This window comes from Chitinophaga sp. (assembly GCF_035538455.1).
Lineage (GTDB): Bacteria > Bacteroidota > Bacteroidia > Chitinophagales > Chitinophagaceae > Chitinophaga.
In genome coordinates, this window is sequence record NZ_DATLKJ010000006.1 from 1 (window position 1) to 26251 (window position 26251).

At 47.1% G+C, this 26251-nt stretch carries 16 protein-coding genes; 9 read left to right on the forward strand and 7 right to left on the reverse strand.

Annotated elements, in window-relative coordinates; all coding sequences use genetic code 11:
* Window positions 1-196: 196 nt before the first annotated feature.
* Complete coding sequence (locus VM802_RS00410; RefSeq protein ID WP_325526792.1) at window positions 197-1213, reverse strand: LacI family DNA-binding transcriptional regulator; 1017 nt, start codon at window positions 1211-1213, stop codon at window positions 197-199.
* Between the two features lie 306 nt (window positions 1214-1519).
* Here VM802_RS00410 and VM802_RS00415 point away from each other — a divergent pair, with 306 nt between their 5' ends.
* From VM802_RS00415 to VM802_RS00435, 5 genes are all read left to right on the forward strand, one after another.
* Window positions 1520-2590 (forward strand): fatty acid desaturase family protein, encoded by a 1071-nt coding sequence (locus tag VM802_RS00415; protein WP_325526794.1) that lies wholly within the window; start codon window positions 1520-1522, stop codon window positions 2588-2590.
* A 191-nt stretch (window positions 2591-2781) separates the two neighbouring features.
* Window positions 2782-4041 carry a beta-ketoacyl-ACP synthase II gene (gene fabF, locus VM802_RS00420; protein ID WP_325526796.1) on the forward strand — a complete coding sequence of 420 codons (1260 nt, stop codon included), beginning with the start codon at window positions 2782-2784 and terminating at the stop codon, window positions 4039-4041.
* Window positions 4042-4247: 206 nt separating this feature from the next.
* Window positions 4248-7139: an excinuclease ABC subunit UvrA gene (gene uvrA / locus VM802_RS00425; RefSeq protein ID WP_325526798.1), complete on the forward strand. Its 2892-nt coding sequence runs from the start codon at window positions 4248-4250 to the stop codon at window positions 7137-7139.
* A 27-nt stretch (window positions 7140-7166) separates the two neighbouring features.
* Window positions 7167-7670, forward strand: a complete 504-nt coding sequence (locus tag VM802_RS00430; protein WP_325526800.1) for a DUF6452 family protein — start codon at window positions 7167-7169, stop codon at window positions 7668-7670.
* On the forward strand, window positions 7633-8457 hold the full coding sequence (locus VM802_RS00435; RefSeq protein ID WP_325526802.1) for a DUF6048 family protein: 825 nt from the start codon (window positions 7633-7635) through the stop codon (window positions 8455-8457). The genes VM802_RS00430 and VM802_RS00435 overlap by 38 nt, the downstream gene beginning before the upstream one ends.
* A gap of 270 nt (window positions 8458-8727) precedes the next feature.
* On the opposite strand, the gene VM802_RS00440 is transcribed toward VM802_RS00435, so the two are convergent.
* On the reverse strand, window positions 8728-9171 hold the full coding sequence (locus tag VM802_RS00440; protein ID WP_325526804.1) for a GNAT family N-acetyltransferase: 444 nt from the start codon (window positions 9169-9171) through the stop codon (window positions 8728-8730).
* A 99-nt stretch (window positions 9172-9270) separates the two neighbouring features.
* Here VM802_RS00440 and VM802_RS00445 point away from each other — a divergent pair, with 99 nt between their 5' ends.
* A complete protein-coding gene (locus VM802_RS00445; RefSeq protein ID WP_325526806.1) occupies window positions 9271-10755 on the forward strand; it encodes an ATP-binding cassette domain-containing protein in 1485 nt (494 codons plus the stop codon).
* 131 nt (window positions 10756-10886) lie between these two features.
* Window positions 10887-16454 carry an alpha-2-macroglobulin family protein gene (locus VM802_RS00450; protein WP_325526808.1) on the forward strand — a complete coding sequence of 1856 codons (5568 nt, stop codon included), beginning with the start codon at window positions 10887-10889 and terminating at the stop codon, window positions 16452-16454.
* Between the two features lie 172 nt (window positions 16455-16626).
* Here VM802_RS00450 and VM802_RS00455 read toward each other — a convergent pair whose 3' ends face one another.
* Window positions 16627-17703, reverse strand: a complete 1077-nt coding sequence (locus VM802_RS00455) for a PDDEXK nuclease domain-containing protein (RefSeq protein ID WP_325526811.1) — start codon at window positions 17701-17703, stop codon at window positions 16627-16629.
* Between the two features lie 157 nt (window positions 17704-17860).
* Here VM802_RS00455 and pbpC point away from each other — a divergent pair, with 157 nt between their 5' ends.
* Entirely contained in the window at window positions 17861-20257 is a 2397-nt protein-coding gene (gene pbpC, locus VM802_RS00460) for a penicillin-binding protein 1C (RefSeq protein ID WP_325526813.1), read from the forward strand.
* 88 nt (window positions 20258-20345) lie between these two features.
* Here pbpC and VM802_RS00465 read toward each other — a convergent pair whose 3' ends face one another.
* The 3 genes from VM802_RS00465 to VM802_RS00475 are packed head-to-tail and all read right to left on the reverse strand — an operon-like array spanning window position 20346 to window position 22552.
* Window positions 20346-21602 (reverse strand): replication-associated recombination protein A, encoded by a 1257-nt coding sequence (locus VM802_RS00465; protein ID WP_325526815.1) that lies wholly within the window; start codon window positions 21600-21602, stop codon window positions 20346-20348.
* A 42-nt stretch (window positions 21603-21644) separates the two neighbouring features.
* Window positions 21645-22037: a group III truncated hemoglobin gene (locus VM802_RS00470; protein WP_325526817.1), complete on the reverse strand. Its 393-nt coding sequence runs from the start codon at window positions 22035-22037 to the stop codon at window positions 21645-21647.
* Window positions 22038-22042: 5 nt separating this feature from the next.
* Entirely contained in the window at window positions 22043-22552 is a 510-nt protein-coding gene (locus tag VM802_RS00475; RefSeq protein WP_325526819.1) for a hypothetical protein, read from the reverse strand.
* A gap of 155 nt (window positions 22553-22707) precedes the next feature.
* On the opposite strand from VM802_RS00475, the gene VM802_RS00480 reads away from it, so the two are divergent.
* Window positions 22708-24765 (forward strand): M13 family metallopeptidase, encoded by a 2058-nt coding sequence (locus tag VM802_RS00480; RefSeq protein WP_325526821.1) that lies wholly within the window; start codon window positions 22708-22710, stop codon window positions 24763-24765.
* Window positions 24766-24854: 89 nt separating this feature from the next.
* On the opposite strand, the gene VM802_RS00485 is transcribed toward VM802_RS00480, so the two are convergent.
* Entirely contained in the window at window positions 24855-26237 is a 1383-nt protein-coding gene (locus VM802_RS00485; protein WP_325526823.1) for a beta-helix domain-containing protein, read from the reverse strand.
* Window positions 26238-26251: the final 14 nt, after the last annotated feature.

Sequence of the window (26251 nt, forward strand, 5' to 3'; positions counted from 1 at the left end):
GCTGCCCCGGGCCAGGCCACACGTGGATATTAAGATAATATAGAAAATCGATTTAGCACAGGCAGAGAAAAAAAAGATTCAGAGAATCTTTTTTATTATCGACTCGTAGCCGGAAATAAATGTATAAATATTTTCCGATTTCCACATATTATTTTAACATTTTAATATTTTCTTATTACTGCCTGCCATTGAAAGATCAGGCGGAACCGCGGACGATAAATCTTCCGGGCAGCTCCACCGCGGTATCTTTAAGCGGCGTCTTGTCTTTGCCCAGTTGATGCATCAGTAGTTCTATAGCAGTGCGGGCAATACCTTCAATGGGCTGTTCTATCACGGAGATACCAGGAGGATAGAGCCGGAATATGTCGTGATCGTCGAAGCAGATTACATTGAGGTCATCAGGCATGCGGAGGCCCAGGCGGGCGATAACTTCCAGACCCATGATACCGAGATAGTTGGTGGCGAAGAAAATGGCGTCCAGCTCAGGATTGCTTTCAATAAACTCCTGGAGCTCATTCAGCGAGTCTTCACGTTGCTTGTGATACTGCACGTGCAGGATATGTTTCTTTTTTACGGTGATCCCATGTTCCTTCATAGTGGAGGTATAGCCACGGAGCCGTTCCTGCAGCTGTATCAGTTTCACATCCACTGTTACAAACCCTATTTTGGTGATTCCTTTTTTGATCAGGTGCTCCACACCTTTCTGTACACCGTCGAAATTATCAATCAGTACGTAAGGAGTCTTGATATTAGGAAAGTAGCTATCCATCAGTACTACAGGCTTATGGTGCTGTACCAGCTGTTGTATTTCCTTTTCCATACCGGGCGCAGGTGTAATCAGATACCCGTCTACCATCTGGCGGCCCAGCATACGTATCAGTTCACCACCTTTCTGGGCGTTGTTTTCCGTGCTGCAATACACAACATTATAACCCATTTTTTCCGCTTCGGTCTCTATGGTTTTGGCCAGGCTGGCAAAGAAACTTCCGGAAATACTTTCCACAATAAGCCCCAGTGTTTTCGACTGGCCTGTACGAAGGTTCACTGCCACACGGTGGGGCTCGTAGCCGGATTTCTCCACTACCTGCAGGATTTTGTTGGCCAGTTCTTCCCGGATACGCATCTGTTTTCCTTTCCCATTCAGTACAAAAGATACCGTGGAAGGCGCTACACCGGCCATTTTAGCGACATCCTTTAGGGTTAGTCTCTTCATCGTTCGATAAATGTTTGATTGGTTCTGAAGATGCGTTTTCTGCCTGTACAGGCCTTATTTTGCGTGCTACCGGAGAAATGCATTGGGGGAAAATTACAAAATAACTGTTAAAAGAAATGAAAGAAGTAACAACAAGACACAAAATGGCTATCTTACGAGCAGGTAGCAAATAATACAGATACTATTATCCCTGCCTCAACGTTTTATAACTAACACTTAAAAATAAACTGAGTTCGTGTCTATAACACCAACTTACAACTGGTACTGTAGCCAACGGTTCAATCTTCTAACTGATATCAAAGGATTATGAAGTATCTCTCGCAAATCTCGGATCCTGTATTCGTAAAACCCACACAGGAAACGGCTTTAGACCGCTTATTAAAAAAAATGATCCGGGATGAACGTGATCTTCCTTTCGCATACCTGACATTGAAAATTACGCTTACACTATGGCCACTGGCTATTTTACTGTACTGGCCCGGTGTGAACTCCTGGCTATGGTGGACAGCCGTCATTGCATATCAGTACTTCAACAATGTTACCTTTAAGGGTCCATTCGGCCTGATGCTGCACTGCACCAGCCATCGTGTATTCTTCGTTAAAAAGTACCAGCTGCTCAATCATTACCTTCCCTGGGTGATAGGGCCGCTGTTCGGACAAACGCCTGAAACTTACTACAGTCACCATATCGGGATGCACCACGCTGAGAACAATATGCCCGAAGACGAAAGCTCTACCATGAAATACCAGCGCGACTCCCTACCCGGATTCCTGCAATATCTGGGTAGTTTCTTCTTTGCCGGTGTGTATCGCCTTGCCACTTATTTTGTACGTAAGAAAAGGAAGAAGCTCCTGTATCGCTCTGTACGCGGTGAGCTCGTTTTCATTCTGGGCTGCGTAGCCCTGTCTTTCATTAACTTTCCTGCCACATTTGTGGTATTTATATTACCCTTCATTATTTCCCGTATTATTATGATGGTGGGCAATTGGGCACAACACGCCTTTGTTTGTCCTTCCGATCCGGACAATAATTACAAGAACAGTATTACCTGCATCAATACGAAGTATAACCACAAATGCTGGAATGATGGCTATCATATCAGTCATCACGTAAAACCCAATATGCACTGGACTGACCATCCCGTATACTTCCGCAAGACCCTGGACGAATACATCAGCAACAATGCCATTGTATTTGACGGTATTCACTTCCTGCATGTGTGGGCTTACCTGATGGGCAAGCGCTACGATCTGCTCGCCAAACATTTTGTGAATATCGGGGATACGTTTCAGTCAGACGCCGAGATCATCTCTTTCCTGAAACAGCGTACACGGCGCTTTGCCGTACTGCCAGAAGCCGCCGTAGCGGCCGCCTGAGCGCAGGAATTTAGCACTTTATAACATTTTTCACATCTTTTATAAGGGGGCGCGGTATTATAAAATGCCCGCCCCTGCCGCATTTCAGGCGCAAACAGGAAAGTTATGTGATATTATCTTAATGAATATGTTTATTCATAACAATAAGTAACTAAATTTGCGCTCTAACTTTTTTTATTAAAGTAAAAAATATGCGTACTGTTACACTGAAAAGGGTTGTGGTTACCGGCTTGGGAGCACTGACACCTATCGGGAATGATGTAGACACATTTTGGAACAACCTGAAGGCAGGTGTTGGTGGCGCCGCTCCTATCACCAGGTTCGACACTACTGAGTTCAAAACCAAATTTGCCTGTGAGGTAAAAGGTTTTGATGTGGAAAAATATATGGAAAAGAAGGAAGCCCGTAAAATGGACACCTTCACACAGTACGCTATGGCGGCTGCTCAAGAAGCGGTGCTGGATGCCGGCATTGACCAAGAAGGCATTGACAAAACAAAGATAGGTGTAATCTGGGCCTCCGGTAACGGCGGTATGCTCACGTTTGAAGAACAGATCGTTGAATTCACCCAGAATGGCTTCATTCCTAAATTCAATCCGTTCTTCATTCCGAAACTGATTTCTGATATTGCTGCCGGCCAGATTGCTATGAAATACGGTTTCATGGGCATCAACTTCTGTACAGTATCTGCTTGCGCATCCTCTACCAGCGGCCTGGTTGATGCATTCAATTACATCCGTCTGGGCAAAGCCAACGTGATCGTTGCCGGCGGCTCCGAAGCCCCTGTAACACGTGCTGGTATTGCCGGCTTCAACGCGCTGAAAGCGTTGTCTACCCGCAACGATGATCCGGAACACGCTTCCCGTCCGTTTGATACAGACCGCGACGGCTTTGTAATGGGCGAAGGTGCTGGCGCTATCATCCTGGAAGAATATGAACATGCAGTGGCCAGAGGCGCTAAAATATACGGCGAAATGATCGGTGGGGCTATGACCTGTGATGCTTATCACCTCACTGCCACTCACCCTGAAGGCCTGGGTGCACGCCTCGGTATGGAACAGGCACTTGAAGATGCAGATATCACTACTACCGACGTGGATTACATCAACTCGCACACCACTTCCACTCCAGTGGGAGATGTCAGCGAACTGAAAGCCATCGTAGCAGCATTTGGCGATCATGCTGAAAAGCTGAACATCAGCGCTACCAAATCCATGACCGGTCACCTGCTGGGTGCTGCGGGCGCCATTGAGGCAATAGCTTGTATCAAAGCTACACAGGAAGATATTGTTCCTCCCACCATCAACACCACCACGCTGGGCGAAGGCATTCCTACTAACCTGAACCTCACCCTGGGCAAAGCACAGCAACGCCCTGTAAACATCGCCATGAGCAACACTTTTGGCTTTGGTGGCCACAACGCTATCGTTGTGTTCAAAAAATACAAATGATTTTTCTGACTATCCGGATTTGGTAGATCAGGAATAATAAAATAAAGCGAATGACCCGTTCAGGAATTTTCCAGGACGGGTCATTCGCTTTATTATCAATACTATTAACATCATCAACGCCAAACTTCGCTCATATCTCCACCGTCTCTCCATCATCAAATCAATCATAATTTCATCATTGTTTCGTAGCTTAGTAGTTTATTACTATGGCAAAGAAAAAAGAGAATGTAACCGCTGCCGCCGTACCGGAAACCGCGGCCGATGATCAGATAGCAGTATTTGGCGCACGGGAGCATAACCTGAAAAACCTCGACCTGCAGTTGCCTAAAAATAAACTGGTGGTAATCACCGGTATCAGTGGCAGTGGAAAATCCTCGCTCGCTTTTGATACTATTTATGCAGAAGGCCAACGTCGGTATATGGAAAGTTTTTCCGCCTATGCCCGCCAGTTCATCGGCGATATGGAAAGACCAGATGTTGATAAAATCACCGGTCTTTCTCCCGTTATTTCCATCGAACAAAAAACCACCAACAAAAATCCGCGCTCTACTGTTGGCACCATCACCGAGATATACGACTTCCTTCGCCTGTTGTACGCAAGGATAGGCCAGGCTTATTCCTACAACACGAACAAGCGCATGACGCGCTTCTCGGAAGAGGAAATACTGGAACACCTTTTCAAAAATTACAACAAGAAGAAGCTGGTAATACTCGCGCCGTTGGTGCGTGGCCGTAAAGGTCACTACCGTGAACTCTTCGAACAGGTACGCAAACAGGGATACCTGAAAGTGCGCGTGGATGGTGAAATCCTCGATCTGAAGGAAAGAATGCAGGTGGACCGCTACAAGATCCACGACATTGAACTGGTGATAGACCGCATCCAGGTGCAGGATGACGCGCGCGCGCGTATCAGCCAGAGCGTACAGAAAGCGCTCACCATGGGCAAAGGATTACTGTTTGTAATGGACAATGATACCAACAAGGTAAGTCAGTACAGCAAGCAGCTGATGTGTGAAGACACCGGTCTTTCTTATGAAGAACCGTCTCCCAACACGTTCTCCTTCAATTCTCCGTATGGTGCATGTCCGCGCTGTAAGGGTCTTGGTACTATCTACCAAATCAACATGGATTCCGTCATCCCGGATAAGAGCATATCTCTTAACGACGGTGGTCTGGCTCCTTTGGGCGAAGCCCGCGATACCTTCACCTTCAAACAGGTACAGCAGCTCGCGAAGAAGTATAAATTCTCTCTCTCAGCGCCCATCTCTTCTATTCCTGAGAAAGCCCTGAACGTGTTACTGTTTGGTGATGAGAACGGGAAACTCGAAGTTGATATGTCGTTTGAAGAAAACAGCAACGGTAAGGAAGAAGAAACCAAATACGCTACCGAATATGAAGGTGTAGTCAATATGGTGCGCCGCTACTTCAATGATTCGTCTTCCGATCATGTGCGCAGCTGGGCCGAAAGCTTCATGCAACTCAGCACCTGCCCCGAATGTAACGGTACGCGTCTGAAAAAGGAGAGCCTTTATTTCAAAGTGGATGGTATGAATATTTCCGAACTCGGAAATATGGACCTTGACAAACTCCGCAACTGGTTCAATGATATTGAAAGCAGGCTGGAGAAGAAAGAGAATGCAATTGCCAAAGATATTCTGAAAGAGATCAGGGAACGCCTTGGCTTCCTGCTCAACGTAGGGCTGAACTACCTCACGCTCAACCGGGCTACCAGAACCCTCAGTGGTGGCGAATCTCAACGTATCCGACTTGCCACACAGATAGGTTCCCAGCTTATGGGCATCACCTACATTCTCGACGAGCCCAGTATCGGCCTGCATCAGCGCGATAACATGCAGCTGATAGACGCGCTGCGTAACCTCAAGGAAATGGGCAACACCGTGATCGTAGTAGAACATGACAAAGACATCATGCTCCATGCTGATCACCTCGTGGACATAGGCCCCGGAGCCGGCGTTCACGGCGGGCAAATCATCGCACAGGGCCCCCCCGCACATATACTGAAACTCGATACCCCTACTGCCGGTTATCTCAACGGGCAGCGGGCCATGGAAATACCTGCCGAACGCCGTAAGGGTAATGGCAATTCACTCGAACTAAAAGGCGCTACCGGAAATAATCTCAAGAACGTTAGCATTAAACTGCCCCTGGGTACATTCATCTGTGTAACCGGTGTTTCCGGAAGTGGCAAATCCACGCTGATCAACGAAACACTGTATCCAATCCTCTCCAAACACGCTTACGATTCCAAGCTGGTACCCATGCCCTACAAGAGCATCAAAGGGCTTGAGCATATCGACAAGGTGATAGAGATAGACCAGTCGCCTATAGGCCGTACTCCACGCAGCAACCCGGCCACTTACTGCGGCTTCTTTACCGATATCCGTACTTTATTTGCACAGGTACCGGAAGCAAAGATCCGTGGCTATAATGCCGGCCGCTTCTCCTTCAACGTGAAAACTGGTCGTTGCGACGTTTGTGAAGGTGGTGGTATGCGCGTCATTGAAATGAACTTCCTGCCGGATGTATATGTACACTGTGAGAAGTGTAATGGTCGCCGTTACAACCGCGAAACACTGGAGATCCGCTACAAAGGCAAATCCATCTCCGATGTACTGGATATGACGGTAGATGAAGCCGTAGAATTCTTCCAGCCGGTGCCCTGGATCTACCGCAAGATCAAAACCTTGCAGGATGTGGGTCTCGGTTACATCACTCTGGGACAATCAGCGGTAACCCTTTCCGGTGGCGAGGCGCAGCGTGTAAAGCTGGCTACGGAACTATCCAAAAAAGATACCGGCAAAACCATTTATATTCTCGACGAGCCCACCACAGGCCTTCACTTCCAGGATATTGTGCTACTGCTGAATGTGCTCAACAAATTGGTGGATCGCGGCAATACTGTACTGGTAATTGAACATAACCTGGACGTGATAAAAATGGCGGACTACATCATAGACCTTGGCCCTGAAGGTGGCGGCGGCGGCGGCACTATCCTTTGCACAGGTAGCCCCGAACAGGTAAGCAGCTGTAAAGACAGCCACACCGCCAGGTTCCTGAAAAAGGAGCTGGGAATTTAATATATTGCCAACTGTTTTACCCAAGTAATGAAAACAATTCACCAGATATTACTAGCCTGTTTCATTTTCGCAGCATTTATGGCCTGCGAAAATGAAACCAAGGTGTGCGACCAGACCCTGAGTACCAATCTGCGCGCCAATTTCAAACGCGACACTGCGATCCGGATCAGGGATACTGTTATACACAGGATCACGGATACTATCATGCCCAAAGTGGTGATGCGCGCGGTTGGCAGAGACAGTCTTCTGTACAATAGGGTGGCCACTCAGAATATCTTTGCGCCGCTGTCACCTATTGCTGACAGCAGCCGGTACTCCCTGCAACTGGACTCTGCGCTGGTATCTGATACCCTGACCTTCAGGTATAAACGCAGTACACACTTCATCTCGCCGGGATGTGGCTTCGGCACTTACTTCTTGCTCGATACGGTGCTCACGACACATAATACAATAGATTCGCTCGTAATTAACTTAAAGTCAGTAACCAGCAGTAATGACACGCATCTTACTTTATTCTTGTACGCTAATTAGTATCCTGTGGGGCGTTACTGCATACGCACAAAACAAACCTGCAGCCGCTAAAACTGATACAGTCCGCAAACCAGCAGCGGATACCACCCGCCTGCTGAAGCGCGCCGACTCCGCAGCTGCCGCCATCAAATTCAAGGACAGCACCTGGACCGTTCCCGGCGGGCTCCGGCTGGGACTGGATCTTAGCCGCATCGTGACGTCTATCTATTATCCATACCGTAAGGAAGTAACCGTTGTAGCAGATGCCCGCATTAAAAGTAACCTGTATCTCGCAGTGGAACTGGGCTACACCAATTCAAAACACAGCGATACCAGCTATACTTATAAGGGCAGCGGCCCATTCATTACGCTGGGGATAGACTATAACTTCATGAAGCGGCTGTATCCTTCTGAGAAGAACATGTTCTTCGGAGGTGTCCGTTATGGCTTTTCACACTTTTCCTATGAAGTGCCTACCTACCAGATTAAAAACAGTTACTGGGGTAGCAACTTAACCGGTAGTCTTCCCAAAACCAGCGTCAATGCACACTGGATAGAACTGGTATTGGGACTGAAAGCCGAAGTGCTGAAGAACTTTTTCATTGGCTGGAACATCCGTGAACGCATCCTGCTTAACTCTGTGAAAACAGATGAAATGACGCCGTTGGTCATTCCCGGCTTTGGCAGCGGCTCCAAAAGGGCCGTATTTGATATGCAATACACTGTATCATACCAGATACCGTTATATAACATCAGGGAACACCTGAAAGTGCCCCTGGAAAAGAAGAAGAAGATACCTAAACGGTAACAGTGATTAATGGTGATTTGAGCATCTGCTCCTGATGAGTGAAGATAAAAGACAATAAAGAACCCGATCCGGTTGTATGGATCGGGTTCTTTATTTTATCCCGAGTACGCTTTTAATAGGCCTTTGACCGGAGGATGACCGGGAGTTGCCCCGGCGGGTCTGAGGGTATCCTACCGACACAATACAAGGAAAGTATAGCATTAAAATACCAGATGTATGTAAGAAAATAAATCTTCACTCATCAGGAGGATCTACTTAAATCATCATTAGTCACTGTTTCAGCATTTCTATGTGGGGAATATTATCTTCCAGGTAAGTATCACTTGTCTGTTCAAAGCCGAGAGAGGTATAAAAGCGCTGCAAGTATTGCTGGGCGCTGATTTTAATAGGTACCTTCCCGAAGTGTTCTTCGATTACGGCGATACTCTTTTCCATCAGTTCACGGCCGGCGCCTTTTCCTCTGGCTTTGGGAGAGGTAATTACCCTTCCTATTGATGATTCTTTGTATTTAATACCAGGTCCGAAGATGCGGGTATAGGCTACTAGCTGGTTATTATCGTCTTTACCCATGAGGTGCAGCGCCTGCTGATCGGAATAGTCCATATCCTGATATGCGCATTGTTGTTCTACCACGAACACTTCACAGCGGAGATGTAATGCGGCGTATAGTTCGTTGGTGGTCAATTCATCAAATTTCTTTACTATCCAGTTCATAATAGCTGATTTGCTACAACCATAAATTTAACAGAACCTTTCAATAATACTATTAATTTTATAGACGACATATGAATCTTTAGCCCAATTTATGAAATCATGGACTCAAAAGCACCATTCCTTTCCCTGGAACACATCAAGGTAAGATATCTGGATAAAACCCTTTTCGAATCTGTCTCCTGGGAGATAGGTAAAGGAGAGCAATGGGCGGTTACAGGTCCCAGTGGCTCAGGGAAAACGGCTTTGCTGAATACCATCATCGGTAAGTTCAATATTATCAATGGCGGTATCCGTTATCATTTTTATGAAGAATGGAAACAACAGCATACCATTACAGATCCTTATTTTAGTTACCGGAACCTGGTGGAGCTGGTTGGGCATCATCATACATTCCGTAATCTTTCCAACACCACTACGGACTTCTATTACCAGCAGCGGTTCAACAGTATGGACGCCGACAATTCGCCCACGGTCACCGAATACCTGGGCATTATGGAAGTACCGGTATTGCTGCAACCGCTGAAAATAGCCCCGCTGCTTGAAAAACGGCTGATAAAGCTCTCCAATGGAGAAACGCGCCGTGTGATGATTGCCCGCGCTTTGCTGCAATATCCACGGCTGCTGTTGCTCGATAATCCTTACATCGGACTGGATGTGCAAACACGCAAGGATTTCAGCCGGATGATCAATGAGATCATCAGCAATGGCACCACCGTGATACTGGCCACTACGCCCCGCGAAATACCTGATCACATCACGCATTTACTGACTCTCGAAAATGGCGAAATAACGGGAAAGTATACACGCAGCGAGTTCATACAGCTGCCGCTGCCGGAAGAAGAAATAGCATTGCCTCCCATGGAAGCCAGTAGCATTGCGGCGCTGGTGAAGCACCGTGAGATTACCAGCTTCGATACCATTGTGCGCATGGAAAATGTAACCGTGAAATATGGGGAGAATATTATACTCGACAATATCAACTGGGAGGTAAAGACGGATGAAAAATGGGCGTTGCTGGGCCACAACGGCGCCGGTAAATCCACCTTGCTCAGCCTCATCAACGGTGATAACCCGCAGGCATATGCCAACAAGTTATGGCTGTTTGGCCGCCGCCGCGGCACCGGCGAAAGCATCTGGGATATCAAGAAAAAAATTGGTTTCATCTCTCCGGAGCTGCACCAATACTTTACCTCCCGCGACAACTGCCTGAAAGTAGTATGCACAGGGTTCTCCGATATTATCGGAAGTTCCCGCCAGGTAACACCGGAACAGGAAACCATTGCACGCGGCTGGCTGAATGTACTTGGCATTGAATCTCATGCCGGCATGCCATTCAAACAGGTATCTGAAAGTACGCAGCGACTCACCTTGCTGGCCCGCGCCCTTGTGAAGAACCCGCCACTGCTGATACTCGATGAACCCTGCCAGGGGCTGGACACACAGCAGAAGACCCATTTCAAGAAAGTGATCGAACAACTCTGCGAACATATGCCCGTTACACTTATTTATGTTACTCACTACGAAGAAGAACTGCCTTTGCAGGTAGATAAATTTATAAGACTGAGTGCAGGAAAACAGGTGTAATTTCCCATACAGCAGCATAAGCAGCGCAATAGATTTTTATGTGTATCCTTTGCGCTACTTATGCTGCTTTCGAGAACTTTACAAGAAATTTGCGACATTCGCACGTAGTTAATCACCATAATCCATACCTGATGTACCCAACAAAACGGCGCTGCGCTGTAGTCATGTTATGTTTTTTTCTGGCACTGCTGTCTGTAATCAGCGGATGCCGGACAAGCCGGAAAGAAATGAACCCCGAGTTTGCAAGATATATTGAGGCTTATACCGCAGGGATCATTTCAAAACAAAGTCCGATCCGCGTTCATCTTGCCGGACAGGTAAATGTAACGCACACACAAAATGAACCACTGGACAAGGAGGTCTTTGAGTTTTCTCCTTCTATCAAAGGGAAAGCCTACTGGGTGGACGCTACTACCATTGAGTTCAGGCCGGATGAAAATCTGCAACCTGGCAAAACGTATGAGGCCACCTTCAAACTGGGTAAAGTAATGGATGTGCCGAAGGAGCTCAAATCATTTGACTTCGGCTTCAAGGTGATCAAACCATCTTTCTCTATAGATGTATTTGGCCTGAAAGCCAGCAGCAACACATCTCTCGACCAGATGACCCTCACCGGTACCATTTATACTGCCGATGTGGAAAACCCACAGTCTATAGAAAAGATCCTGACTACCCAGTATGCCGGTAAAACACTGCCTGTAACCTGGCAACATAACGCCGCTGAGCGTACGTCGAAATTCACTATTAACAATATTGCCCGTGCCAATATCGCACGTAACCTGGAGATCATGTGGAGCGGCAGCCCGCTCAAAGTGGACAACGAAGGCAAGAAAACCGTGGAGGTGCCTGCTATCGGAGACTTCAAAGTACTGGACGTAAAGGCGATGTCAGATCCGGAACAGCATCTGCTGGTGCAGTTCTCTGATCCGGTAAGCGTAGCCCAGACACTGGAAGGGCTGATCGGTATCAGCGGACAGAGTGATCTGCGATACACCATCGATGGTAGCGAAGTGAAAGTATATGCTCCCGTAAGACTGGAAGGCAGCTACAATGTGCTGATCAACGAAGGCGTTATCAACATCACAGATAAGCGACTGGGCAAGACTTTCAGCGCCAATGCAAATTTTGAGAACACCTTACCTTCCGTTAGCATTCCTGGCAAAGGGGTTATTCTGCCACAGAGTGATAAGCTGGTAATGCCTTTTGAAGCCGTTAACCTGAATGCAGTAGACGTTACCATCATCAAAATATATGAGAACAATGTGCCGCAATACCTGCAGCGCAACAACCTGAACGGTGATCAGGAACTGCGTCGTGTAGCCAGACCCGTAGTAGAGAAAACCATCAGGCTGGATACCGACAAATCCGTTAACCTGCATAAGAAAAACCGTTTCTTCCTCGATCTCGACAAACTGCTGCGTACAGAGCCTGGCGCCATTTACCGCGTTACCATCGGCTTCCGTAAAGCATATGCTCTCACGACCTGCAGTAAAGAGGGTGAAAAAGATAAGAAAGAAGAAGATAACGAGTATTATAGTTATGGTGAAAAGATAGATGAAGACGACGAGTTCTGGACCCGCTATGATAACTACTATCCTTATGGATATGACTGGGAACGCCGTAGCGACATCTGCTCCAATTCATACTACAGCAAAGACAAGTGGGCATCCCGCAATATTATATCTTCCAACATCGGTCTCATTGCCAAAAGAGGCAATGATAACAGCATGCTGGTAGCAGTAACGGATATACGCGATGCCAAACCCCTCACCGGTGTGGAACTGGAGGTGCTCGACTATCAAAACCAGGTGATCTTCAAAACCAAGAGTGATGGAGATGGTCTGGCGACCTTTGAACTGAAACGTAAACCATACCTGCTTATCGCCAAAAAAGAAAATGAAAGGGGCTATCTCAAACTGGATGACGGAAGCTCTCTTCCATTAAGCCGCTTTGATGTACAAGGCGAAGAAGTGCAGAGCGGCATCAAAGGCTTCCTGTATGGAGAACGTGGTGTATGGCGTCCCGGCGACTCTATCTACCTGACGTTTATTCTTGAAGATAAAGACCGTAAACTACCTGCTGATCATCCGGTTACGATGGAGTTGTACAATCCTAAAGGGCAGCTGTACAAACGTATCAATCAGCACGAGAACATGAATGGCTTCTATAATTTCACCACCGCTACCAGTCCTGATGATCCTACCGGAAGCTGGGTAGCCAAAGTGAAAGTAGGCGGCGCCACTTTCCAGAAAAATGTACGTGTGGAAACCGTGAAGCCGAACCGCCTGAAAATAAAAATGGATTTTGGCAGCAACACCTCCATTTCGAAAAACGGCACACAAGGCACTTTGTCTGCCATGTGGTTGTTTGGCGCTACCGCACAGCATCTGAAAGCGAAAGTGGATGTTTCCCTCGTGCAGCAAAATACCAGCTTCAAGAACTTCTCCGGCTTCACATTCGATGATCCGGTAACTCATTTTGAAGCAGAAAATAAAACCATCTTCGAAGGGCCGCTGAGTGAAAGCGGAACAGCCTCCATCAATGCCTCCATGCAATTAGGTAAGCTGGCGCCCGGGCAACTGAAAGCCAACTTCGAAGTGAAAGTATTTGAGCCTGGTGGAGACTTCAGCATTGATCACTTCTCCATGCCTTATAACCCCTTCACGTCATACGCAGGTTTGCGCATGCCACAAGGAGACCGCACCACTGGCATGTTGCTGACAGACAAACCACATACCATCGAGATTGTAGACGTGGATGAAAACGGCAACCTTACCTCCGGTAGTCGTGAGGTACAGGTTGAAGTATATAAAATCAAATGGAGATGGTGGTGGGACGAAGGAGAGTCTGACGAATACTCCAACTTCACACAGGATAGCTATAATCAGCTGCTGACCAAGGAAACCGTTACCATCCAGAATGGTAAAGGCAAATGGGATTTGCGGATCAATTATCCTGACTGGGGTCGTTACCTCGTGCGTGTGAAAGACCTGCAAAGCGGGCACACAGCAGGTAAAGCTGTATATATCGATTGGCCGGGATGGGCAGAAAGAATGCAGAAAGAAAATCCGGCAGAGGCATCAATGCTGGTATTTACCTCAGATAAACAGCAATATAAGACCGGGGAAGACATTAATCTTACTATCCCGAGCAGTGCCGGCGGACGTGGTCTGATCAGCATTGAATCAGGCAGCAAGGTGCTGAAAACATACTGGGTTAATACACAACAGGGCCAGACCACCTTTAAATTCAAGGCGGAGAAAAACATGGCTCCCAATATATACGTTAACGTTACCCTGTTGCAACCGCATGCCCAAACCATCAACGATCTGCCTATCAGGATGTATGGCACCATACCCGTATCTATTGATGATCCGGGCACTATCCTGAAACCAGTGATCAACATGCCGGATAAGCTGAAGCCTGAAACAGAGGCCAGTATTACTGTCAGCGAGGCTGCGGGTAAAGCGATGACCTACACGATAGCGATCGTGGATGAGGGCTTACTTGACCTCACCCGTTTCAAAACTCCCGATCCGCATGCATCTTTCTATGCAAGGGAAGCACTGGGTGTGAAAACATGGGACCTCTTCGATTATGTAATTGGTGCATGGGGTGCAGATATGGACCGTATCCTGAGCATTGGCGGTGATGAAGGACTCAATAAAAATGCGGGCAACGCCAAAGCCAACCGCTTCAAGCCTGTAGTGAAATACATGGGGCCATTCTATCTGAAGAGTGGTCAGAAACAGACGCATAAGTTTAAACTGCCTCCTTATATCGGCTCCGTAAAGGCTATGGTGGTAGCGGGTCAGGATGGCGCTTACGGCTCTGCAGAAAAGACTGTAGCCGTGAAAAAGCCGCTTATGCTGCTGACAACCGCACCACGCGTACTGGGGCCGTCAGAAACGATACAACTACCGGTTACGGTATTCGGTCTTGAGCCAAGCGTTCGGTCCGCCACCGTAACACTCTCCACCAGTCCGCTTCTGGAAGTAGTAGGAGAACATACAAAAACTGTTACCTTCCCGCAACCTGGTGAACAGCTGGTATACTTTGATGTGAAAGTAAGGCCACAGGTAGGCATTAGTAAAATAAAAGTAACCGCCGCCAGCGGCAGTGAGAGAGCAGAAGAAAATGTGGAACTGGATATACGCAATCCGAATCCGATGCTCTCTAACGTGATTGAATACACGCTGGAAGGAGGCAAAAGCTGGAACAGCGCATTCAGCCCTGTAGGCATGGCGGGCACCAATACCGGTGTGCTGGAAGTTTCCACTATCCCGTCATTGAACCTGGGTAAGCGTTTGCAGTTCCTGATCGCCTATCCGCATGGTTGTATAGAGCAAACTACTTCCGGCGTATTCCCACAACTGGTGCTCAACCAGCTGATGGACCTGAAAGAGACACAGCTTGCCGAGATAGACCGTAACGTTAAAGCCGGTATCAACAGACTGAAAGGATTCCAGACATCCGACGGCGGACTTAGCTACTGGCCGGGTGAAGGCAATTCCGACGAGTGGGGTACCAACTACGCCGGTAACTTCCTGCTGGAAGCACAGACGCGCGGCTATACGCTGCCGGCCGGCATGCTGGATCAATGGAAAAAATATCAGCGCAATAAAGCGGCCACCTATACGCCTAATTCGCAGAACTTCTACGGTGGCGACCTTACACAGGCTTACCGTCTCTATTTGCTGGCACTTGCCAAATCACCAGAGCTGGGCGCTATGAACAGGCTGAAAGAATTCAAATATCTCTCCGTACCTGCCAAGTGGAGACTGGCAGCAGCATACAGGCTGGCGGGCCAGCCGGAGGTTGCCAACGCGCTCATACAGGGTCTGAGCACTGATGTAAAACCATACAACCAGTTGGGTGGTACATTCGGTTCTGATCTCCGCGACAAGGCTATGATCCTGGAAACACTCACGATCCTCGGACAACGCAGTCGTGCCGGTGAAATGGTGAGACAGATTGCAGCAAGGCTTTCACAAAATGATCAGTGGTACAGTACACAAACTACCGCCTATTCACTGATAGCAGTAGCGAAGTATTGCGGCAACAACAAGGGTGGCAGCAAGATGAACTTCAGCTATACGCTGAACAGCGCGAAAGGCAATGTAAATGGGCAATCGTTCCTGTCACAGGTACCTGTAACCTTCAACACCAGCAACGGCAATGTAAGCATACAAAATAGCGGACAGAATGTACTGTATGTCCGCCTCATACTGCAGGGTCAGCCAGAAGCAGGACAGGAGCCTGCGCCATCCAATAATCCGGATGTACTTGGCCTTCAGGTACAGTACAAAACCCGTGATGGCAAACCCATTGATCCATCTACACTCAAACAGGGAACAGATTTCATGGCTACTGTTACCATACAGAATCCGGGTAAACGCGGCTATTACGAACAAATGGCACTCTCGCAGATCTTCCCTTCAGGATGGGAAATACTCAATACCCGCCTGATGGACAACGACAGCGCCTTCCATTCTTCACCGGCTACGTATATGGATATACGTGATGACAGGGTGTATACTTACTTCAACATTGAAGAAAATAAAGCCCGCACTTACAATGTGCTGCTGAATGCGGCATATCTTGGAAGGTATTATCTGCCGGCGGTGTCCTGTGAAGCTATGTATGACAATACGATCAGTGCGTTCCTGCCTGGTAAATGGGTAGAGGTAACGAAGTAGGAATATTATATAATGAATGCCCCCAAAAGGTTAGCTACCTTTTGGGGGCATTTTCTTTGGACTAACATTTAGTTTAGAGATTAGATAAAGCGTGGAAGGATTGTCATAAATAAAAAAGCTCCGCCTGGGTGCGCTGTTCTACGAGAAGCGTGGCGGGTGTTACCTTTCGAAATTATTCTCTGTTCAACGTTTCATTCTCAATCAGTTCATGGAGTTTTTGTTGCAACAATTGTTTGTCTGGCAGTATAGTTTGATATTCAGATATAACTGTCGGAGAAAGAGTCCTGCTGATTGCATACTCAACCACTTCATGATCTTTCCCTGCACATAACAAAATACCGACACTGGGATTTTCATGCTTCTTCTTTATGTCCCGGTCCAGTGCTTCCAGATAAAAATTCAGCTTTCCGATATACTCAGGTTGAAATTCCGTCGTCTTCAATTCAAACGCAACCAGGCATTGCAATTCTCTGTGATAAAATAAAAGATCAATATAAAAATGACTTCTTCCAACTGATAGTTTGTGTTCCTGACTGACAAAACAAAAATCTCCTCCCAACTCCAGTATAAACATCTTCATCCTTTGCAGTAATGCTTTTTGCAGGTCACTTTCACTATGAGGTTCCGGCAGATTTAAAAACTCAAATACATATCTGTCTTTAAACACATTTACAGCATCAGGATGTTTTTCTTTTACAACTGGTTGCATTGCTTCGTTACCAAGCATGGTTCTCTCAAATAAACAGCTGTTTACCTGTCTCTCTAATTCCCTGTAAGAATAGTTTTCTTTAGTGCATAGTCTTAAATAAAACTCTCTTGCTTTCTCAGTTCTATCACCTGACATAATCAATAAATGGTGTGACCAGCCGATTTTCACTAAAATCGTATGATAGATGTTTGTAACATTAAATTGTGTCAACGGTGTTGACACAATTACATCACGCTTATTATCAGCAAAATAAGAATTATCATACTCCATAATGAATTTTGAAGACGTATACATTTCATAGAACTGTCTCATTCGATACAATCCCCGTTTATTAAACCCTTTGAGTTCAGGATGATTTTTCTTGATAAAATCTGCCAGCTCCTGCACTGTACCATCGCCCCAGATCGAATTTCTGATTTTCCCATGAATGTACTCGCCAACCTGCCAGTAAAGGTTTACTAACTCTGCGTTCACCTTCCTCTGAGCATTATTACGTGACTGCATAATAAGCGTCACTATTTCATTAAATTGCTTCGTCATAAAAATTGAATTTTGTGGATTTTTGAAAAATTTTTCGGAGCAGTGAAATTATGGGGTGATTAGAAAGGCTCCGTGTTCATTTTATCCATTCAACATGTCCGCTGTTCATTTTAAAATAATGATAATGAACAGCTCAAATTGATTACAACACATATACATGAAGCTGACCCGTATCAGGCAATGGTGCATAAAACGAAAGTGGTGGCTTGCTGCGGCAGGCATCGTGCTCATAGCTTATTATTTTTGTTTGCCCCGGCAATTGTTTACCAGTCCGACGTCATTTGTGCTGGAAGATGCTAATGGTGACCTGCTCAATGCAGGCATAGCATCCGACGGACAATGGCGGTTTCCCTACAACCCACATGTGCCAGAGAAGTTTGAGGAATGTATTGTAGCATATGAAGACAAACGTTTCTATTATCATTGGGGGGTAGATCCTGCTGCAATGGCGAGGGCCATCAGGCAAAACCTGCGCGGCAAAAAAGTGGTTAGCGGTGGCAGTACGCTTACGATGCAGGTAATCCGTATATCGCGCAACAAGCCGCGTAATATATGGCAGAAGCTCATTGAAGCGGTGCTGGCCACACGGCTTGAGTTTGCCGCCTCTAAAAAGAAAATCATCGCACTGTATGCTGCCAATGCTCCCTTCGGGGGTAACGTGGTAGGGCTGGAAGCCGCCTCGTGGCGCTATTATGGCAGGAAAGCAGATCTGCTTTCCTGGGGTGAAATGGCCGCACTGGCCGTTTTACCTAACAGTCCGGCCCTGGTTCATCCGGGGCGTAACCGCCAAACGTTAATGACTAAACGAAATCAGCTGCTGGAGAAATTGTATCAACGGCACACCATAGACAGTATTACCTATCAGCTGGCCAAACTGGAACCGTTACCGGACCAGCCGCTACCCCTGCCTCAGTATGCGCCACACCTGCTGGACCGCTTCCGGCAAGATTATCAGCAGGAGCACAGCAGCGGGCCTACAAAAATCCGCAGTACCATTGACGCGGCATTACAACGCAATGTAACGGCCATTGCTGAAAGATACCACAGCGCCTATAAAGCCAATGGTATCAACAATGCAGCTGTACTGGTACTGGACGTAGAAACAGGCAATACCCTTGCATACGTTGGCAACATCTACAATCCAGCTGATCCTGAACTGGAAAGTCATGTAGACATTATACAAGCCAGAAGAAGCCCGGGCAGCACCCTTAAGCCGGTATTGTATGCGGCCCTGCTCAATGACGGCCTTATCCTGCCCAATACGCTGATACCTGATATCCCCACACAAATAGCCGGTTATTCACCACAGAACTTCGATCTTGGTTACGATGGGGTCGTTCCTGCATCCCGCGCTCTTGCCCGTTCGCTCAATATACCGGCAGTACGCATGTTGCAGATGTACCGTTATGAAAGGTTTCATACGCTACTGAAAAAACTTGGCATCACTACGCTCGACAAGCCTGCAGATCACTATGGGCTGTCGCTTATTCTCGGTGGCGGAGAAACCACATTATGGGAGATGTGTGGCATGTATGCCAGCCTGGCACGCACGCTGCTGCACATGGACCAGTACAAGGGCAAATATGATCTCGATGATATTCATGCGCCCAACTATCGCCGCGATATGAGGCGCGAGTCCAGGTACAACCTCAGTAAAGACGGCATAATTGACGCCGGCTCTATCTGGTATGCCTTCCAGGCAATGACAGAAGTAATGCGACCTGGTGAAGAACTACTCTGGCAGCAGTTTTCATCTTCTCAACGCATCGCCTGGAAAACAGGCACCAGCTTCGGTTTTCGTGATGGATGGGCTATTGGCGTTACTCCCAGGTATGTAACCGGCGTATGGGTGGGTAACGCCGATGGAGAAGGAAGGCCAGGCCTGATAGGCGTATCTACAGCTGCGCCCATACTCTTTGATGTTTTCCGTCTGTTACAGACAGGTGGTTGGTTCAATACACCTTATGCACATCTACGTAAAATTGAAGTGTGCCGTAAGAGCGGCTTCCGCGCCGGAGAACTCTGCAATGAAAAGGACTCCATCTATGTACCGGCAGCTGGTATCAGGGCGGGTATCTGCCCTTATCATCAACTTGTGCACCTCGACAGAACCGGCCAATGGCGCGTTACGGAGAGTTGTGAATCGCCACAGTTCATGCAACACAAGCCCTGGTTTGTGCTGCCGCCATCCCAGGAGTACTACTACCGCAGTAAAAACTATTATGAACCGCTTCCTCCCTACAAGCCCGATTGCCTTTCGTCATTAGGGCAGGACCGTGCGCCTATGGAGCTTATCTATCCAAGGCCCAATGCCCGTATATTCGTTCCCGTTGAGATCGATGGTAAACCAGGCCAGACCATCTTTACAGCTACTCACCGTAACAGCACGGCTAAAATATTCTGGCATCTTGATAATAACTTTATTGGCGCCACTACAGAGTTCCATCAGATGGCACTACATCCTGTTGCCGGTAAGCATACGATTACGCTAGTGGATGAAAATGGGGAGAGAATAGAGCAGGAGTTCGAAATATTATCCAAAGAAAAACTGTGATTATCCTGATGTTATTTTGATGATGCTGATGAGCGGAGGTTAAAGTGTTATCGACATCATCAAAATAACAACATCAGGATGATCATAGTCAATAGTTATATTTTTCTTTCCACAATTGCTTCAGGTACCGGCGTAACTCTTCTTCCCGTGGGTTTTTACCCGGGTCATATAGTTTAGTTCCTTTGATTGCATCTGGTAGAAACTCCTGTAATACAAAATTGCTTTCGTAATTATGTGCGTACGCGTATCCTTTGCTATAGCCCATTTCCTTCATCAGTTTAGTAGGGGCATTCCTGATATGCATAGGCACAGGCAGATCACCGGTTTTGGCGACCAATGACTGCGCGATGTTAATAGCCATATAGGAGGCATTACTTTTGGCAGAGGAAGCCAGGTAAGTAACGCATTGCGAGAGGATGATCCGCGATTCAGGATACCCTATCATACTTACTGCCTGGAAGCAGTTGGTAGCCAGCAGCAGGGCGTTGGGATTGGCATTACCGATGTCTTCAGACGCCAGTATCACCAGCCTGCGGGCAATGAACTTCACATCTTCACCTCCGTCTATCATGCGCGCCAGCCAGTAAACTGCGGCGTTGGGATCGCTGCCCCTGATAGATTTGATGAAGGCAGAGATGATATCATAGTGCTGTTCGCCGCTTTTATCGTAAATGGCTACACGCTGCTGCGCGATGTCCATTACCTTCTGATCGGTGATGACGATGGGATCTTCCTGTAATGTGCCCACAACCAGTTCGAAGAGGTTCAGCAGCTTGCGGGCATCGCCGCCGGAGATATTAAAGAGGGCGGTGGTTTCTTTCAGCTCTATGTGCTTTGTTTTCAGCCATTCGTCTTTCTCCATCGCCTGCTGTAACAGCTGCATGAGCTGCTCTTCTCCGAGGGGTTTGAGTACATATACCTGGCAGCGGGATAACACCGCAGCATTCACTTCAAAAGAAGGATTCTCTGTGGTAGCACCTATCAGGGTGATGATTCCCTTTTCCACTGCACCAAGCAGTGCATCCTGCTGTGATTTGTTGAAGCGGTGTATTTCATCGATGAACAATACGGCATGGTTCTGACGCCGCGCCATTTCTATTACTTCGCGCACTTCTTTTACGCCGGCGGAGATAGCACTCAGCGTATAGAAAGGCACCTGCAGCGTATGTGCAATGATATTGGCGATGGTTGTTTTACCAACGCCGGGAGGGCCCCACAGAATCATGGAAGGCACTTTTCCCTGTTGTATAGCTTTTCTGAGTATACTGTCTTTCCCGGTAAGATGTTCCTGCCCCACCAGTTCGTCCAGCGTTACAGGTCTTAACCGCTCTGCTAATGGTTGCATACATTCCATTTAAAGGTGAAGGCCCGGAGAAGCAATATGGTGCTACATTTCCGGGTTGTTGATCTTTTCCATCTTCAGCGACATGATGCCTTTGATAGACCTGGCTCTGGTTACTGCCAGCTCTGCTTTTTCGCCGGTGAAGTGTTCGGATATTGTCGCTTCAAACAGTTGCAGCCAGCGCCCAAAGTGAGCGGGTTGCAGCTGTATTTTTTTGTTCAGCTCGAAATGCGGCTCCATGGCGTTTCGCCCGTACTTGCCGGTATCCAGCAACAGGCTCTCCCAAAAGTCGTACATGATAGGAAGATGATGCGGCCAGTCTACCTTGGCGATGTCGTTAAAAATAAAGCCTATCAGGTCGTCCGCTTTGACTTTATCATAAAAGCTATTCACCAGCAGTTCGATATCTTCCCTGCTGGCAATTTCTTTCTGTTCCATAATCGTTAGTTTATATCATCCAGAACAGTACTGTCGTCCTGCCGCTGTTTCCATTTTCTCAGGAAGCTGAACGACAGGTTTACATTGAATACCATCAACAAGCCCAGTACCAGGAATATAGCGCCGAGGGGCCGCAGTATCGCCGGATTAATGCTATCTGCTTCCTGCGTCGGCATTTGCTTCACTACTTCATTAAACATTTCGGGAGTGGCTGCTGTAAGCGCTGCGCCACTGAAGAAAAGCATAATTCCGAAGATCAATGTGATAACGCCTGTGATCCGGATACCTGTCGGGGTATTCTCTTTCAGCGGTATCCCTGGCGCCAGCCAGCTCCGCTGCAGATATAACGAAAGGATACTGTGGATAAAACCTGCCCCCCAGATGAACAATGACAGCAACATCATCGGGTTAGTGCCGGCAAACAATGTAATCAACAGCCCAAAAATTGTGAAGAAACCTGCGATAATCAATACCAGTGCTGTTAATATCCGGTATAGTTTAAACCTGAAACTCATTAAACACGCTCTTTTTACAGTACAAACCTACCTAATTATTCAGAAAATTAACGATTTGATGATGCAGGATTTATATGAACATTGCCGTTCATATAAATGAACGGTCGATAGCTGCCCTGTTTTCCATAACTTTAGCCACTAAACCTGTTTTATATATGAGCAAAACAAATGCGGTTAAATTACCGTTACTGGCCGCTATGGTCACCCTGGCGGCCTGCAATTCAGGAGGTCCGTCGTCGCAACAGGCGCAGGACACAACCAAAGTCCCGGCATTCAACCTGGCCGATATTGATTCTGCCAACAAAGCCTGCGATGATTTCGATAATTATGTAAACGGCAACTGGAAAAAGAACAACCCTATTCCCTCTACTGAAAGCCGTTGGGGCGCCTTCAATATCCTCGACAAGGAAAACAAGGAAGTACGCCTGAAAGGTATTATTGCTGAAATCACCAGCAAATCAGACCTCAAGAAAGGTTCTGAAGAACAACAAATTGCCGACTATTACACCTCTTTCCTCGATACCGCCACTATTGAAAAACGCGGTATTACCCCGTTACAATCTTATCTCGACAAGATCAACGGCATTAAAACACTGGCTGATCTGTCAACCGTTTCAGGCGAGCTGATGAAGATCGGCGTTTCTTCTTTTGCTGGCTTCTACGCTGATGCAGACGCCAAGGACAGCAAGATGAACATACTGTATGAAGCACAGTCCGGACTTAGCCTTGGTGAAAAAAGCTACTACGAAAGGCCTGACTCTGCGACCCAGAATGTCCGCAATGAGTTTGTAAAGCATGTGGATAAAATGTTCAGTCTCGCGGGTTTCCCGGAAGCCAATCCTGGGAAAACCATCCTTGAACTTGAGACCAAACTGGCTAAAATACAGTTGAGCAACGTGGAACGCCGCGACCCTGAGAAAACTTACAACAGGGCTGCTTTCAGCGAACTGAAGAAGCTGGCTCCCGACTTCGATTGGGATGGTTTTGCGCAGAAACAGGATATCAAGGCAGACACCATCATCATCGAAAACAAACCTTATCTCGCCAATGCCAACGCGTTGCTGAAAAGCACGCCGCTGGAAACGCTGAAAACATATACCAAATGGCAGCTGCTGAAACAATTTGCCACCTTCCTGCCTAAAGCACTGGACGATGAAAACTTCCATTTCTTTGGCACTGTTGTTACCGGCAGGAAAGCACAGAAAGCACGTCCGGAAAGAGCCATCCGCTCTACGGATGGACATCTCGGTATGCCGCTGGGTAAGCTGTTTGTGAAAAAATATTTCCCTGAAAGCAGCAAACAGAAAGTTTCCCAGATGATTGAGAATGTGCGTAGCGTTTACGGTGAAAGAATAGACAACCTTTCCTGGATGAGCGATTCAACCAAGAAGATGGCCCGCAAAAAACTGGCTGCCTTTACATACAAAATCGGGTATCCTGACAAATGGAAAAATTATTCTTCTATCGAAATTGATAAGGGCAAACTGGTGGAAAATGTTATCGCCACTGCACTTTACGAGCACAAAGAGAATATCGACAAAATAGGTAAGCCTGTTGATAAAAGCGAATGGGGTATGACACCACAAACGGTAAATGCATACTATAATCCGCTAAACAACGAAGTGGTATTCCCTGCAGGTATCCTTCAGCCTCCGTTCTATAACCCTAACGCTGACGACGCCATCAACTACGGTGGTATCATCGCTGTAATCGGCCACGAGTTCACTCACGGCTTCGATGACCAGGGTTCTCAGTACGATGCAGATGGTAACTTGAAAAACTGGTGGACCAAAGCAGACCGCGTTAATTTCGAAAAACTGGCCAACAAATACATCAACTATTTCAGCAGTATAGAAGCTGCACCTAAATTCTTCATCAACGGTAAGCTCACAATCGGTGAAAACATCGCTGACCTGGGAGGTCTTACCCTGGCTTATTATGGCCTGAAGAAATCCTTCGAAGGCAAGGGCGAGCCCAAACCTATCGATGGCTTCACCTGGCAGCAGCGCTTCTTCCTGGGATGGGCGCAGGTATGGCATACCAACATCACGGAAGCCGCCCTGCAAAATCAAATCCAGGTAGATCCTCACTCTCCGGGCAGATACCGCATCAACGGACCACTTCCTCACCTGAAGGAATTCCAGGCTGCATGGGGTTGTGCAGACGGCAGCAAAATGGCTCTCCCCGATTCAGCCAGAGTAGTGATCTGGTAAGCATAAGCTGATAACACATCTTCATAAAAAAACCGCCCGGGTATAAACCCGGGCGGTGTAAATACAGCTTATGAAATCTAAAAAAATACTTATTGAGTTACAACAACTCTGTCCCAAACTACCCATTTGGCTTTAGTCCAGTCGTTAGCCGGATCAATAGCACCCAGGTACTTCACTTTATCAAAGAAAGCATCGGACAGTTTATCAGCAAACTTAGCTTCAGTTGTGATAGCAGGAGAACCAGTCTGAGGAGTCAGATCAGGAGTCCTGTTGTTGAATGGATCTTTCAGTTTAATGTCAGCAGCGTTTGTGAAGGTTGCAGTCATATCACGACCTTTAACCAGTGCCTGCAGGGCATCAGCAGTCAGTGTTACAGTTCCTGATGCATCTGCTGTTGAGAACAGTGTAGTAGTTCCATGCAGCAGAGAGTTTCTTACACCGCTGATACCATCGTTATAGTAAGTCATGGTCAGGTTGTCATCAATTCGCATAGCAGCCAGCTGAGAACCCATTACGATAGAATTCCCCAGGATGAACTGTGCGCCTCTTCTCCAACGCATACCGTAACCATAGTCTTTGCTGGTTTTAGCATCACCATTAGGACCGATAGCAGTGAAATTAGATAATATAGGGAAAGTTGTAGGCTTGGTATCCAGCGGAATTTTACCGTTAGTGTTATCAACTTCAAAGTTGTTGGATACATCGCCACCAGATTTGGTATCAGTGAAAGATGGCTGTTTAACAGACACGGCAAACTGAATCATACCGGAGTAAGAATCATCCATATCAAAATCGTCATCAGCGCAGTTATAAGCGATCAGATATTTCGCATTAACAGTACCACCGAAGAATTCATAGGCATCATCCAGACCATTTATAACCTGAATGTGATCCAGTGTTGTTTTGTTACCAACCGCGTACAGTGACAGACCATTTACTTCATCGTCTTTAGCTACGGCTTTACCGGCATATTCAATTCTTACGTATTGCATTGCACCGGAGTTGTCATCAACCTTTGTGCCGCCAAACGCACTGTGGTCGCCATCAACACCACCTTCCAGCTTAGCGTGGTTACCATTACCGGGAGCAGTACCTACCAGTACTATACCACCCAGGTCACCAGGAAGTTTGTCTTTATGACCGGACGTGAATACGATAGGATTGTCGGAAGTGCCTTTTGCGCTGATTTGTGCGCCTTTGTAGATAACCAGTACGCCAGCGGAGTCGCGGGTGCTGATGATCTGTGTACCTGCTTCGATAGTCAGTACAGCAGGAGCATCTACATAAACGTATCCACGCAGCTTGTACACTTTGTTTTTAGACCACGTCTGGTTTGCAGAGATCTTACCTCTGATCATTACGGTGTCGTTTCCGGTAGAAGGCGGAGGCGTAGTACCATTATTATCGTCGTTTTTGCTACAAGCAGCCAGGGAAGCGGCGGCCAGCAGTGACAGTACATAATTCTTATTCATGTTACCTGAAATTT

Bases quoted from the DNA above. Each gene is read 5' to 3' on its own strand.
- VM802_RS00410 (WP_325526792.1), bottom strand. From the start codon at position 1,213: ATGAAGAGACTAACCCTAAAGGATGTCGCTAAAATGGCCGGTGTAGCG.
- VM802_RS00415 (WP_325526794.1), top strand. From the start codon at position 1,520: ATGAAGTATCTCTCGCAAATCTCGGATCCTGTATTCGTAAAACCCACA.
- fabF (WP_325526796.1), top strand. From the start codon at position 2,782: ATGCGTACTGTTACACTGAAAAGGGTTGTGGTTACCGGCTTGGGAGCA.
- uvrA (WP_325526798.1), top strand. From the start codon at position 4,248: ATGGCAAAGAAAAAAGAGAATGTAACCGCTGCCGCCGTACCGGAAACC.
- VM802_RS00430 (WP_325526800.1), top strand. From the start codon at position 7,167: ATGAAAACAATTCACCAGATATTACTAGCCTGTTTCATTTTCGCAGCA.
- VM802_RS00435 (WP_325526802.1), top strand. From the start codon at position 7,633: ATGACACGCATCTTACTTTATTCTTGTACGCTAATTAGTATCCTGTGG.
- VM802_RS00440 (WP_325526804.1), bottom strand. From the start codon at position 9,171: ATGAACTGGATAGTAAAGAAATTTGATGAATTGACCACCAACGAACTA.
- VM802_RS00445 (WP_325526806.1), top strand. From the start codon at position 9,271: ATGGACTCAAAAGCACCATTCCTTTCCCTGGAACACATCAAGGTAAGA.
- VM802_RS00450 (WP_325526808.1), top strand. From the start codon at position 10,887: ATGTACCCAACAAAACGGCGCTGCGCTGTAGTCATGTTATGTTTTTTT.
- VM802_RS00455 (WP_325526811.1), bottom strand. From the start codon at position 17,703: ATGACGAAGCAATTTAATGAAATAGTGACGCTTATTATGCAGTCACGT.
- pbpC (WP_325526813.1), top strand. From the start codon at position 17,861: ATGAAGCTGACCCGTATCAGGCAATGGTGCATAAAACGAAAGTGGTGG.
- VM802_RS00465 (WP_325526815.1), bottom strand. From the start codon at position 21,602: ATGCAACCATTAGCAGAGCGGTTAAGACCTGTAACGCTGGACGAACTG.
- VM802_RS00470 (WP_325526817.1), bottom strand. From the start codon at position 22,037: ATGGAACAGAAAGAAATTGCCAGCAGGGAAGATATCGAACTGCTGGTG.
- VM802_RS00475 (WP_325526819.1), bottom strand. From the start codon at position 22,552: ATGAGTTTCAGGTTTAAACTATACCGGATATTAACAGCACTGGTATTG.
- VM802_RS00480 (WP_325526821.1), top strand. From the start codon at position 22,708: ATGAGCAAAACAAATGCGGTTAAATTACCGTTACTGGCCGCTATGGTC.
- VM802_RS00485 (WP_325526823.1), bottom strand. From the start codon at position 26,237: ATGAATAAGAATTATGTACTGTCACTGCTGGCCGCCGCTTCCCTGGCT.